This is a genomic window from Acinetobacter sp. I-MWF, assembly GCF_025433935.1.
Lineage (GTDB): Bacteria > Pseudomonadota > Gammaproteobacteria > Pseudomonadales > Moraxellaceae > Acinetobacter > Acinetobacter guillouiae.
This window is the reverse complement of the sequence record NZ_JAMBAR010000001.1, coordinates 3,915,684-3,928,986: the sequence shown is the minus strand read 5'-3', so window position 1 is coordinate 3,928,986 and position 13,303 is coordinate 3,915,684. Positions and strand designations below refer to the sequence as shown.

The 13,303-nt window shown below is 39.9% G+C and carries 13 protein-coding genes; 9 read left to right on the top strand and 4 right to left on the bottom strand.

From position 1 onward, the window contains the following. The first annotated feature begins 48 nt into the window (after positions 1-48). From pilW to M2R48_RS18005, 9 genes are all read left to right on the top strand, one after another. Positions 49-852 (top strand): type IV pilus biogenesis/stability protein PilW, encoded by an 804-nt coding sequence (gene pilW / locus M2R48_RS18045; RefSeq protein ID WP_004725881.1) that lies wholly within the window; start codon positions 49-51, stop codon positions 850-852. Further along, positions 843-1,631: a helix-turn-helix domain-containing protein gene (locus M2R48_RS18040; protein WP_004816988.1), complete on the top strand. Its 789-nt coding sequence runs from the start codon at positions 843-845 to the stop codon at positions 1,629-1,631. Before pilW ends, M2R48_RS18040 begins: the two co-directional genes overlap by 10 nt. A gap of 21 nt (positions 1,632-1,652) precedes the next feature. Further along, positions 1,653-2,768, top strand: a complete 1,116-nt coding sequence (gene ispG, locus M2R48_RS18035) for a flavodoxin-dependent (E)-4-hydroxy-3-methylbut-2-enyl-diphosphate synthase (RefSeq protein WP_004725885.1) — start codon at positions 1,653-1,655, stop codon at positions 2,766-2,768. Beyond that, the gene (hisS, locus tag M2R48_RS18030) at positions 2,765-4,060 is read left to right on the top strand and encodes a histidine--tRNA ligase (RefSeq protein ID WP_262087029.1); all 1,296 of its coding nucleotides are present in this window, start codon (positions 2,765-2,767) and stop codon (positions 4,058-4,060) included. Before ispG ends, hisS begins: the two co-directional genes overlap by 4 nt. A gap of 30 nt (positions 4,061-4,090) precedes the next feature. After that, complete coding sequence (locus tag M2R48_RS18025; protein WP_262087028.1) at positions 4,091-4,792, top strand: YfgM family protein; 702 nt, start codon at positions 4,091-4,093, stop codon at positions 4,790-4,792. Then, entirely contained in the window at positions 4,792-5,940 is a 1,149-nt protein-coding gene (bamB, locus tag M2R48_RS18020) for an outer membrane protein assembly factor BamB (RefSeq protein WP_004725891.1), read from the top strand. Before M2R48_RS18025 ends, bamB begins: the two co-directional genes overlap by 1 nt. Positions 5,941-6,140: 200 nt before the next feature. Continuing rightward, positions 6,141-7,550: a ribosome biogenesis GTPase Der gene (der, locus tag M2R48_RS18015; RefSeq protein WP_004725892.1), complete on the top strand. Its 1,410-nt coding sequence runs from the start codon at positions 6,141-6,143 to the stop codon at positions 7,548-7,550. 59 nt (positions 7,551-7,609) lie between these two features. Beyond that, the gene (locus M2R48_RS18010; protein ID WP_262087027.1) at positions 7,610-8,281 is read left to right on the top strand and encodes a 4'-phosphopantetheinyl transferase family protein; all 672 of its coding nucleotides are present in this window, start codon (positions 7,610-7,612) and stop codon (positions 8,279-8,281) included. Between the two features lie 380 nt (positions 8,282-8,661). Continuing rightward, complete coding sequence (locus M2R48_RS18005) at positions 8,662-9,894, top strand: ammonium transporter (RefSeq protein ID WP_239044855.1); 1,233 nt, start codon at positions 8,662-8,664, stop codon at positions 9,892-9,894. Positions 9,895-9,978: 84 nt separating this feature from the next. On the opposite strand, the gene rsfS is transcribed toward M2R48_RS18005, so the two are convergent. The 4 genes from rsfS to M2R48_RS17985 all read right to left on the bottom strand — a co-directional run bounded on the left by rsfS (position 9,979) and on the right by M2R48_RS17985 (position 13,069). Beyond that, positions 9,979-10,380 carry a ribosome silencing factor gene (rsfS, locus tag M2R48_RS18000; RefSeq protein WP_016539395.1) on the bottom strand — a complete coding sequence of 134 codons (402 nt, stop codon included), beginning with the start codon at positions 10,378-10,380 and terminating at the stop codon, positions 9,979-9,981. Positions 10,381-10,482: 102 nt separating this feature from the next. Next, positions 10,483-11,277, bottom strand: coding sequence for a hydroxypyruvate isomerase family protein (locus tag M2R48_RS17995; protein WP_034612357.1), 795 nt, complete (start codon positions 11,275-11,277; stop codon positions 10,483-10,485). Positions 11,278-11,368: 91 nt separating this feature from the next. Further along, positions 11,369-12,244, bottom strand: coding sequence for an NAD(P)-dependent oxidoreductase (locus M2R48_RS17990; RefSeq protein WP_262087025.1), 876 nt, complete (start codon positions 12,242-12,244; stop codon positions 11,369-11,371). Positions 12,245-12,280: 36 nt separating this feature from the next. Further along, a complete protein-coding gene (locus M2R48_RS17985) occupies positions 12,281-13,069 on the bottom strand; it encodes a crotonase/enoyl-CoA hydratase family protein (protein ID WP_034612363.1) in 789 nt (262 codons plus the stop codon). Positions 13,070-13,303: the final 234 nt, after the last annotated feature.

The following is a 13,303-nucleotide window of genomic DNA, read 5'->3' as shown; positions in this document are numbered from 1 at the left end:
CATACATTTATATCAACAAATAATCAGGGGCTGACTTTGAGAAAATCGATGTATCAAAAAGCAGTTGTAATATTGGCAATTGGTTTATCTGCATTGGTCGTACAGGGTTGTCAAACGACAAATTCAGACACAATAATAAAAAAAGATCCTGAAAAAGCCGTTAAAGTACGTACTCAGCTTGCTGCTGAATATATTCGTACAGGTGATTTAGATGCTGCAAAACGCGCACTAGACCAAGCTTTAGAAACTGATTCACGTGATTCTGCGGCAAATATGATGATGGGTGTCTTACTGCAACAAGAAGGCAGTAAGATCAGTATGGAAAAAGCAGACGGCTATTTTAAGCGTGCGATTTCCAGTGACTCAAAAAATGCACAAGCTCGTAATAATTATGGAACATATTTATTTGTTACTGAGCGCTATAATGACGCGATTGAACAATTGAGTATAGCTGGTGCTGCGCTTGGCTATGATCAGCGTTACAAGGCTTTAGAAAATTTAGGTCGGGTTTACTTAAAAGTGGGTGATGTGGCAAATGCTGAAAAAGCATTCAAACAAGCTTTACAAGTCAATCGCGATTCGATTATTTCTCTGGTAGAGTTATCAGAAATTTTCTATTTGCAACAAAAAAGTGCGCAAGCAAGTCAACTCTATGAGCAATATGTTCGTTTAGTAGGTCAGGACAAACAGGGTGCGAGAGCGCTTTGGATTGGTTTACGTATTGCACGTGCCAATAATGATCAGATGGGAATGCAAGTGTTGGTCAACCAACTGCGTGCATTGTTCCCGGACAGTAAAGAATATCAACGTTATCTGCAATTACAGTACAGTACTGAGGCCGTATGGAAGTAAATCCTAATTCACAGCAACCTACAGGTTCAAACGTAGCATCTAATGGCTTAGGAAATGTTCAACGTCCAGGTGAGTATTTGCGTCAAATTCGAGTCTCCAAAAACCTAGACATTCAAGATGTTGCAAACGAACTAAAAATGCCTGTAAAAACCTTACAAGCATTGGAACAAGATGAATATAAGTCTTTGCCAGAAGCAACCTTTATTAAAGGTTATTATCGTTCATATGCCAAGTTTCTAGGTGTTGATGCAACGGTAATCATTCAACGCTTTGATGAAATTTATCAAAATGATACTGGGCTTTTGCCAAACCATGCATTGAACAACTCCCCAATCAAGATTATGGGGAAATTGCCTGGATCAAACAGTGATCGTAATAAAAAATGGTTAAAGCGAATTTTAATTGCCATTGTTGCGCTTGCGGTGATTTGGGCTGTGATTGCTGGAATTCAAAAAATGACATCGGGTAAAAGCGCTGATGTCGATGCCAAACCACAAGCCTCAGAAGTAGAAGTGTTGAATTTAAACAATGCAACTGCGACTTCAGGTGATCAAATGGTATTGAATTTCAGTCATCCAACTTCTGTACATATTGTAGATAGTACAGGAAAAGTTTTGGCGACTGGTCGCCAGTCGGCTGCTTTAACCGTTAATGGCCAATCACCATTCCAAATTCGTCTCGATGATGCAACTGCTGTGTCATTAAGCCTTAATAATGAACAGATTTCATTGTCTCCATATACAGTGAACGGAAAAGCAGAATTCCGTTTGTCACGTTAATGGGCAAGAGTAGATAAGATCATGATTGAGAATCCAATCAAGCGCCGTCCTACACGTAAAATACGTGTAGGTTCAGTGTATGTCGGTGGTGATGCACCGATCAGTATTCAAAGTATGACCAATACTGAAACCTGTGATGTCGATGCAACAGTTGCGCAGATTCAACGCTGTGCAGATGTTGGTGCGGACATTATGCGGGTATCGGTACCGACTATGGAAGCTGCTGAAGCTTTTGGTGAAATTCGTAAACGTGTCACGGTACCATTGGTTGCAGATATTCATTTCGATTATAAAATCGCATTGAAAGTTGCAGACATGGGCGCAGACTGTTTGCGGATTAACCCTGGGAATATTGGTTCTGAAGCCAAGATTCGTGAAGTGGTTGCTGCTGCACGTCATCACGATATTTCTATGCGTATTGGTGTCAATGCTGGATCTTTAGAAAAAGATATCCAAAAGAAATATGGTGAGCCGACAGGTCAGGCATTACTTGAATCTGCAATGCGTCATATCGACATATTGGATCGTTTAAACTTCCATGAGTTTAAAATTTCAGTAAAAGCATCAAATGTATTTTTAACAATGGATGCTTATCGTTTATTATCTGCACAAATTGATAATCCATTACATTTAGGTGTAACCGAAGCTGGGATCTATCGTACGGGTTCAGTGAAATCTGCGATTGCTTTAGGTGGTTTGCTGTTGGATGGCATTGGTGACACCATGCGTATTTCATTGGCGGCTGAGCCTGAAGAAGAAGTAAAAATTGGTTTTGATATTTTAAAATCCCTGAGCCTTCGTTCAAATGGGATTAACTTTATTGCTTGCCCAAGCTGTTCACGTCAGGAATTTAACGTGATCAAAGTGATGCAGGCTTTAGAGGAGCGTTTAGAAGATATTCGTACACCAATGGATGTGTCTGTCATTGGTTGTAAAGTTAACGGTCCGGGTGAAGCAAAAGAAGCTGATATTGGTATAGTCGGTGCAAGTCCGCGCTCACTCGTGTATCGTAATGGCGAAAAGAGTCACTTAATAGATACAAATCAGTTGGTTGATGAAATCGAAAGCATGGTTCGTCAACGTGTTCAAGAGCTTGAAAAAGCTAAAGCTAAAGAGATTATTCGTAGTTCATCATGAGTTCAATTGTCGCAATTAAAGGTTTTAATGACTTTCTCCCATCGCAAACACCTGCGTGGAGACGTCTTGAGCAGCATTTAGCATCGCTTATGGATGCATACGGTTATCAGCAAATCCGTTTGCCGGTGGTTGAACATACCAATCTGTTTAAGCGTTCAATTGGTGATGCAACTGATATCGTTGAAAAAGAAATGTACACTTTCTTCGATAAGGGTAATCCACCTGAATCTTTAACTTTGCGTCCAGAAGGCACAGCGGGTTGTGTACGTGCAATGTTGGAACATAACTTACTCCGTGGTGCAAATCCACGTGTTTGGTATGTTGGACCAATGTTCCGCTATGAAAAACCACAAAAAGGTCGTTATCGCCAGTTTCACCAATTTGGTGTAGAAACTTTTGGTGTATCGACACCTGATCAAGATGCTGAACTGATTCTCATGACTGCGCGTTTATGGAAACGCATGGGTGTTGCAGATAAAGTTCAACTTGAACTAAATACCTTGGGCGAGTCTGATGAACGTGCAGAGTATCGTGCTGCATTGGTTGAATTTCTTACAGCGCATCACGCTGATTTGGATGAAGATTCGCAACGTCGTTTAACCACCAATCCATTGCGAATTTTAGATTCGAAAGATGCACGAACTCAGCAAATTCTTGAAAATGCACCTAAATTGCATGATTTCTTAAAAGAAGACAGTTTGAATCATTTTGCTCAATTGCAACAGTATTTAACTGATGCGGGTATTGAGTTTGTCATCAATCAAAAACTAGTCCGTGGTTTAGACTATTACAACAAAACTGTTTTTGAATGGACAACGACACATTTAGGTTCTCAAGGAACGGTGTGTGCGGGTGGTCGTTATGATGGTTTGGTTGGACAGCTGAAAGGTAAGCCTGATCAATCTGTACCAGCAGTTGGTTTTGCCATGGGTATGGAACGTTTATTATTGCTTCTTGAACAAGTTGAAGACAATACACCTGTGCGTGAATGTGAGTTATTCTTGCTGTCAGATCCTGCAACACAAGGTCAGGCTTTGGTATTGGCTGAACAAATTCGTGATCAACTTGAAGCTGTAAATAGTACAATTCGCTTGAAAACAGGTTCACAGGGTTCAATGAAGAGTCAAATGAAGAAGGCAGATCAATCGGGTGCCATCTATGCTTTGATCTTTGGTGAGCGTGAGGCTGTAGCGCAGCAAGTTTTAGTCAAAGAACTTGCGACAGCAGAACAATATGAAATTAAGGCCACTGAAATTGTGCCTTTTTTCATTGAAAAATTTTCGTCAAAATAAGCCGATAATCATAAGGAAAAGGGGAGTCAAATGAGTGCAATGACTGATGATGAGCAACTGGATAGTGTGAAGTCATTTTTTAAGAAATATGGCTCGGCTATGGTGACAGGTGTCCTCATTGCATTGATTGCCTTTTTCGGTTGGGAATATTGGCAAAAGAAAACTTTGGCTGAAAATCAAAATGAAACAGCCAAAGTTCAGCAATTGATGGATGAGGCGCGAGCAGCCAATGGTGATGCTAACGTCACTGCTGCCCTAGTCGCGTCAGCAGATAAAATTGTCAAAGACAATCCAGGTTCTGTTCATGCAATTCAAGCACAAATTGTCATGGCAAAAGTTGCCTATGATAAAAATGACTATGCATTGGCTGAGCGTGAACTGAAAAAAGTTGAAAATTCTAAAATTAAAGATGCTGGTTTGTTACAAGTTGTAAAAATCAAACTTGCCGATGCGCAATTGGCGCAAAAGAAGTTTGATGAAGGCTTGAAAACCTTGTCAGCTGTGAATGATCCTGCTTTTCAGGCAAGTGCTGATGAGTTAAAAGGTGATATTTATGTGGCAAAAAATGACACTGAAAATGCAAAAAAATCGTATCAAGCAGCATGGAATGCGGTCGTTGAGCGTAAACAAGAACGTCAAATTTTACAAATTAAACTCGAAAGTGTTGGCGTATTAGTAGAAGATCCTGATCTTGAACGCCCAATCTTAGCAACACAAGTGGATGAGTCTTAATGGATAGAAATTTTAAAATACCTTTTGCTTTAGCAATCTTATCAATCGCTTTAATCGGCTGTTCAAGTAATAAGACGAAAGAAGTGAAGATTAAGCCAAATCCACTGCCTAAAGTTGCACAAGCTTCAAGCTTGGTTCAAGTATTTTCGACCAGTGTTTCTTCGACCAGCAGTGAAGATGCATTACGTCTACGTTTAGATACAGACAATGGTGTTGTGTTTGCTTTAGATCCAAAAGGCGAAGTGGCTGCCTATAAAGGCAAACAGCGCTTATGGAATGCTAAAGTTACCAAAGACGGCTTAAGCTCTGGTGTTGAAGCAGCAGATGGTGTGGTGATTGTTGGTAATCAAAAAGGCCATGTTTTTGCATTAGACCAAGCAACGGGTGCGACCAAATGGTCTGCGCAATTGTCGGGTGCAATTATCAGTTCTGCTTTGATTCAATCTGGTCGCGTGATTGTGGTTGCAAATGACGGTACGGTTTATGCCCTAGATGTTGCGACAGGTCAGCAAGCGTGGACTTATAAATTACCAAGCGCTTCATTTAGCTTAAGAGGTCAAGCTACTCCAGTTAGTTTAGATCCACGTACCGTGCTTATCGGCACTTCTACTGGCTATATTTTTGCAATAGATAGCCTTGCAGGTGTACCGCGTTTACAACGTCGTGTTGCGGTATCTGAAGGTCGTTCTGATATTCAGCGTTTGATTGATGTGGACAGTGAGCCTGTTGTTTCAGGACAATATGTGGTTACGACGAGTTTCCAAGGTCAAGTCACTGTTCTAGATTTAGCTTCACAACGTGTTTTGTGGAGTGAAAATTCAAGCAGTATCAACCGTCCAGAAGTGACCGATGGTAAAGTCATCGTATCGCAAACCGATGGTCAAATTATTGCGTATGACTTGATTACAGGTCAGCAGCTTTGGAAAAATGAGCAACTGCTCAACCGTAACTTAAGCAATCCTGTATTGCTCGGTTCAAATCTTGTTGTGGGTGATTTAGATGGTTATTTACATCAAATTGATCCAAATACAGGAACAACGTTAGGTCGTGCTAAAACCAGTGGTGAAGTACGTACGTTGAGAGTGATTGATAATCAAGTTTATGTTTCGACACGCAAAGGTGCAATGAGTATCTGGCAAAGTCGTTAACAGTTAATCAACAGACACGATTAGGATTCTCTATTTTTTTAGTCTTGTGTTAAAATAGAGCAATCCGTATGAATTCCATACACGGGGTGATTGAAAATCAATACCCCGTGTTTTTATTTTAGGTTTTTCCTATTCTTCTTCCTATACATTTCTGATGTTCAGACCAGTCATACTGGCTGATCTTGAATAAAGGTTATTTTATGAAACCCGTAATTGCGCTCATTGGTCGTCCAAACGTCGGCAAATCAACGTTATTCAACCAGATTACCAAGAGCCGTGATGCACTCGTTGCTGATTTTGCTGGTCTTACCCGAGATCGTAAATATGGTGATGCAACTTATGAAAATAAATCTTTCATTGTCGTTGATACTGGGGGTATCGGTGAAAATGAAGGTGGTATTGACTCATATATGGCAGAGCAATCAAAAACTGCGATTAATGAAGCCGATATCATTGTTTTTGTTGTCGATGCACGTGCTGGGCTATTGGCTTCTGATGAGCAGATTGCCCGTGAGTTGCGTACACTTGGTAAAAAGGTTTACTTGGTTGCCAACAAAGTCGATGGTGTACATGCTGAAGCTGCATTAGTTGAATTTTATAAACTTGGTATGGGTGAACCCTTACAAGTTGCGGCAAGTCATGGTCGTGGTGTTCAACAAATGCTTGAGGATATCTTGGTGGATGTCCCTGAAGATGAAAACCCAGAAGAACACGATAAGGCAACAGGTTTACGCTTAGCAATTATTGGTCGTCCAAATGTCGGTAAATCTACTTTGGTTAACCGTTTGTTAGGTGAAGATCGTGTTGTTGCATTTGACCAACCGGGTACAACCCGTGACTCGATTTATATTCCGTTTGAGCGTGATGGTCGTCAATATACCTTGATCGACACAGCGGGTGTACGTCGTAAAGGTAAAGTTGATGAAATGATTGAGAAATTCTCAATCGTTAAAACGCTACAAGCGATTAAAGATGCACATGTCATCGTGGTAGTTTTAGATGCACGTGAAGGTGTGGTTGAACAAGATCTACATTTGATCGGTTATGCACTTGAAGCTGGTCGTGCCATGGTGATCGCCATTAACAAATGGGACAACATGACAGAGTATGATCGCAAACAATGTAAATTGGATGTTGATCGTCGTTTTGACTTTATTCCTTGGGCAAAAGTACATTTGATTTCTGCTTTGCATGGAACAGGTGTCGGTGAGATGTATCCAACCATTCACCGTGCTTATGATTCATCACACTTAAAAGTTTCACCTGCAAAATTAACTCAGATTTTGAATGATGCAACTGAAGCACATCAACCGCCAATGATCAGTGGTAAACGTATTAAGATGCGTTATGCCCACATGGGTGGACAAAACCCACCAACGATTGTGATTCATGGTAATAAGGTGGATAAGACGCCTGCGGACTATCGTCGTTATTTAGAAAATGTCTTCCGTAAAGTGTATAACCTTGAAGGTACACCAGTTCGCGTTGACTTTAAAACAGCTGAAAATCCATTTGAAGGCCGTAAATCTCAAATTGATGAGCGTGTTGCAGCACGTCGTCGTCGTTATGTACAGAAATTTAAAAAGGCTGAAAAGAAATTTAGAAGCTAAATTTAGCGTTGAATACATCAAAACCCAAAGTGATCTTTGGGTTTTTTTGATTTAAGATAATGAAAAATGTTTGGGAATGGATTGTGAATCGTATTATTCAATTGGATGTTAATTCTATTCAAAATATTCTTCCGAGTTACCATTCGAGCGATCGAAAGGGACAGATCCAAGAACTGAAACAGGCGATCTATCAATACAGAAACCAATTGTTGTCTGATATTTTTTCAGTTGAAATTAGTAACCACTCTTTTGAAAAAACAGATTTTGGTAAACCCTATTTAATTAATTATCCGAAGTTTCACGTGAATCATTCACATAGTCAGCACCATTATGCTTTGGCAAGTAGTCAACAGATCCAAGATTTGGGTGTGGATGTCGAGGACTTAGATCGAAAGGTGCGCTTTGAGGCTTTAGCTAAACATGCTTTTCATCCTCAAGAATATCAAGCTTGGCAAGCGTTAGACTTTGATCCTACTTTTTGGTTTAAGGTGTGGACCACAAAAGAGGCGATTTTAAAAGCATCGGGCCTAGGGATTCGTTTGAGTCTAAATGAGCTAAATACTGGAGTGCATGTGATGAATGATGGTGGGATCTCTACGCATCCGTTATTGGGCAGCTTTGCCTATCAAAATCTCCAGCTGAGCCGAGTCATGCTGACGGTGGCATGGCGTTCTGAATTATCCTGTAAGGGCTTTGCATTTCCACAGATTCAAATTATTCAACATGGTTGATTAAAAACGGTATAGATGTTTTCATTCTGCATAACACATAAATTGCAACAACGTTATTCCATATTAGAGTGTGGCATCTATACGTCTAAGTGCTGAAATTTTCAACCTTAAGCCACATATATTGCAAATCGGCATTGTTTAATAAAACCAGTTAAATGTAAGCTGCTTATCTTTAAATAAAAATAAATAGTACTCGATCACGAACAAACAATCTTGCTCGTCGTGTGTACTTTGTAAGCTATATTTTTTACATAAAAATTAGTTTATTTCTCCATGAAATTCTCTATACTTGATAAATTAAATGATAATTAAGTAGCGAAAATACTAATTATTGTGAATTTAAAGCGATGAAAAAGCGATAGGTTAGGATTAATTATATAGTGCGATTTAAATACTTCATCAGCTTAATTTGCATCATATTTTTTTATCCAAATTTTAGTTTTGCTTCAAGTTTAGAAAGTGACCTTGCTGCTTTTAATCTCATTACCAACTACGAGCTTTTATTCTTTGGTGGAATATTTGTCATTCTGATGCAAGCTGGTTTTGCTGTAGTTGAAGGCGGATATGAAAATACCTATAAGTCAATTTCCGCATTATTGGTCAATTATGTTTCAGCAGTTTTAGGAACGCTTATTTTTGGTTTCTTCTGCGCAAAAATTCTTCTTGCAGGAGATGCCAGCTCCGAAAAATATATGAATGGCATGCTGCATGGCTGGCATTGGAATCTATTATTTTTTTATACCTTAATGGCCACCACAATCACCACTGTGGTTGGGCGAGTGATTCCAAGTAAAGTTCCCTTATTCGTCAACTGGATAACCGGTTTAATGATCGCAGGTGTGATCTTTCCTTTCTTTAGTAGCTGGACTTGGGGAAATATCTTATTCGGTAAGGGCTGGTTAAAAGAGTTAGGATTTATTGATTTCGCGGGTTCAACAGTGGTGCATTCCACCGCAGCATGGATTGTTTTGGCGGGCTACTTAACTTTAAAACCTCAAGACCGACAAGAAATCTTAAAAAAAGACTTAATCTTTGAAGATTATAAAATCTTATCTTTGGCATTGGCTGGCTTTATTCTTTGGCTGGCATGGTCAGGTCTAAATGTAGTTTATATCTCAGCACTCTATGCGGATATAGGGGTGATTGTCGTCAATGCCTTTGCTGCACTCTTTGGGGCAATGATTGCACCCTTGATTTTTTCCTTGGTACTCAACAATAAAATTATTTCATGGGTTGAAATGATTAAAGGTGCTTTGGGTGGCTTGGTGGCGATCACGGCAAGTTGTGGTTTAGTGAATTTGTCATCGGCATTGATTATTGGCTTGGTTTCTGGATTATTCACAATCTATTTACCCCGTTTATTGACCTATTGGATTGATTCTAAGCATATTCGTGAAGTTGTTGTGGTACATGGTATTTGTGGAGCATGGGGCACACTGGCTGTTTCTTTGACAGATAACCCCGTAATTAATTTAGCCAACAAAGCCAGTGTTATCGATCAAAGTATTGGGATTGCGGTAAATTTTGTGTGGAGTTTTGGCGTTGCATTCTTAGTATTTAAACTGATTTGTAAACTGCGTAATGCATACTCAATTAAGTCGTTAAAAAATTGAGTACTTAAAAGCTTTGAAAAAAGCCAAGCACTAAAAAAAGCGACATAAAGTCGCTTTTTTCATATTTAAGTTCTGTATTAAACGTTAGGCAACACTTTCAGGTGTCGCACGCCATAAACTTTCCAGATCATAAAATTTACGTGCTGTTGGTAGCATCACATGTACGACTACAAATCCTAAATCGATAAGGATCCATTCAGCGTCTCGTTCACCTTCAACACCAATTGGGCGAAAGCCTGCTTTACGTGCTTCTTCAGCAACATTGTCAGCAAGTGCTTTAACATGGCGTGTTGATGTCCCGCTCGCGATGACAATTGCATCTGAAACGTTGCTAATAGCGCTGACATCAAGTTGAATAATATCTTTGGCTTTTACATCAAGTAGAGCTTCTTGTACGACTTTTAAACAAGTCTGTACGTCTTGATTTTGAGTGTTCATTGCAAGTTCGTGAGAATTAGAAGCGCTGGGCGATGGTTCTAAATTCATATAAGGTATATTTTCCAGAAAATATCTCATCTTCTAATATAGCGCTTTTGTCTAAAAAATACAAATTATACAATGCAACCGTTTGCCTAAGCACACACCTATTTAATAGCTATGGTTGTTGGAAAAATATTTTTCTTTCCATGCAAATGACTGATTTGAATGCGATTGTGGTTTGTATTCTGCTGCAATAAAGCCCGTATAGGCGCTTTGTTTTAACCATGAAAAAATTGCAGAATAATCAATTTGTGCGGTATCTGGTTCGTGACGTCCTGGGCAGTCAGCAAATTGTATATGCCCAATCCAATCAATATTTTCTTGTAAGGCTGCCAGTACATCTTCGCCCATCATCGCCATGTGGTAACAGTCAAATTGCATTTTTAATGCAGGATGCTGTACTGCTTCTAACATTTCTTGGCCTTGTGCAATATTTTGAACCAAGAAACGTGGCATGTCTGTACCATTGATCATTTCAAATACAGGCTGAATATCACGATTAGAGAGCAGATGACAAGCCAGTTTTAAATTGTTTGCCAAGGTGTTTAAACAGGGGAGTAAATCGGCATCTTGTGGTTGTTTACCTGCCAAAATATTGACGTTTGGAACATTGAGCGCTTCTGCATATTCAATTGCAAGTTCTAAGGCTTGATGAAATGCCAGTTCTTGACCAGGCACACCAGCAAGTCCGTTTCCACCTTGCATCAAGTCACCGGTGGGAACGTTGATGAGGCAAAGGCTGAGGTCATATTGTTCAAGTTGAGCTTGAATCTCTTCAATGCTTAATTCATACGGAAATTGAATTTCTACATTGTGGAAGCCATGAAGATGTGCCAAAGCAAAGCGTTCAATGAGCGGCACTTCAGTAAAAATCAAAGATAGGTTTACTGCGAGTTTAGTCATAAGAACGCTCCTTGCTATATTTGGACTCTCATCTTCAATGTAGTAGGCAATAGATTATTTTTCAACTTATTTATGTGTAGTTCCGTGTATTTTAACCCGATTTATTTTCCACTTGATGAATGACTGTGGCTAAATCCGACTCAGCAAATCCGTTGTTTTGATGGCTTTGTAATTGCCCAAGTGCACGTTGAGCCACAGGGATTTCTAAATCAAATTGTTGTGCAAGTTGAATAGCATTATTTAAGTCTTTAGAAAGCGTTTGTACTTTCCATTGTACTGGCTCAAAAGTATGTGTTGCCATGCGTGGGGCTAAAATTTGGAAAGGTTTTGAGTCGGCAAAACCACCAGCCAAAGCCGGCGCCAATAGGGTTGTATCTACACCTGATTTACTGGCAAGCGCAACAGCTTCCGCGATCAAGGTGCTATTGGCAGCAACGATAAGTTGGTTACAGATTTTAGTGGCTTGTCCAGTACCTGTTTCACCCATACGTGTGACACGCTGTGACAGGATATTGTAAACGAGGCTTAGTGCTTGGATCACCTCAGCATTGCCCCCAGCAAAAATAACCAGCGTGCCATTTTCAGCGCCTGCTGTTCCACCTGAAACAGGTGAGTCAATCCAAATCACCTGTTTTGTTGTGGCGCTTTCAGCCAGCTGCTTGGTTTTATCCACAGATAAACTGGAGAAATCCACAATCACTTGCTTGGCTTGTAAATAGGGTTCAATGTGCTCATAGACCAGCTGTACAGCTTTATCATCAGCAAGGCAGCTGAGAATAATCGGATATTCTGCAATATTCTCAAGCTGTAATGGGTGAGCGCCTAGATCAATAAGGGCGTCACAAGCAGATGCGGTTCTGTTCCAGACAGCGACATGCAACCCTGCTTGGATTAATCGGGTTGCCATACGGCTACCCATTAATCCCATCCCTAAAAATGCAATTTTACTGTTACGATCAAAATTCATTTTATAACTCAAAAAGCTTTCAATAATAATTTTGGATTATTTATATTGGCGCGGTAAAAATTTTAATTCAGGATTTTTATCCTTTTTACGTGCAATTTGACTATTTTTACCCAAGAGTAATTTTAACTGCCAAATCTTCTCTAAACGTAAAGATTTCTGAGGTTGATGTTCCATCGCATCTAAAACACGTTTAGCAGCCATCAGCGCATCTGGCGAGCGTTGCAGCATCTCTTCTGCAATGGCTTGAGCTTTTGCCAACGGTGAGTCGTCTACATGCGTCACTAAACCAATGTCTTTGGCATAATTTCCATCAAAAATACGTGCAGTGAGGGTAAGTTCTTTGGCTAAATCAATACCAATCACGCCCTTGATTGAACGGGTTAAGCCCATGTCAGGCACAAGCCCCCAACGGCTTTCCATGATTGACATTTTAGTCTCTGGGTGTGCAATACGGATATCTGCAGCCAATGCAAGTTGCATCCCAGCACCAAAACAGAAGCCTTCAATTGCTGCAATGACAGGGACAGGTAGTTCTTGCCAGATTAAAAATGCTTTTTGGAATAGGCTTTGACCGGGTTTAATCAGTTCCCAAGCAGCAAAAGCTGTATTTTTAGGGCTATTTAAGTCAGCAAGGTCAATACCTGCACTAAATACATTGGCTTCACCCGTCAGAATCACCACACGAATACTGCGGTCTTTTTTAATCTGTTGTGCGGCGCTTACCAATTCACGGAGTAAAGCAAAACTCATAGCATTGCGTTTATCTGGACGATTTAATGAAACTGTTGCGATACCATTGTTTTTTTCTATATGTAGTAGTGCCATGATCTTGACTCATTTTTTCCTTGGTCATCAGCATAGCATGTGAATTGAATAGTTACATGACAGTAGAGTCACCGAAACTGTGTTGATGTGCCAATTAGGTGGTAAAGCCAAAACAGGATTGCAATAGTGACCTGTATCATTTTATTGGATCTTTAATAAGATGATTGCAATAAAAAGATTGTTTTAATTCATGCTGTTTTAAAGAAACAATAAAAACCATACACAGGATAAACC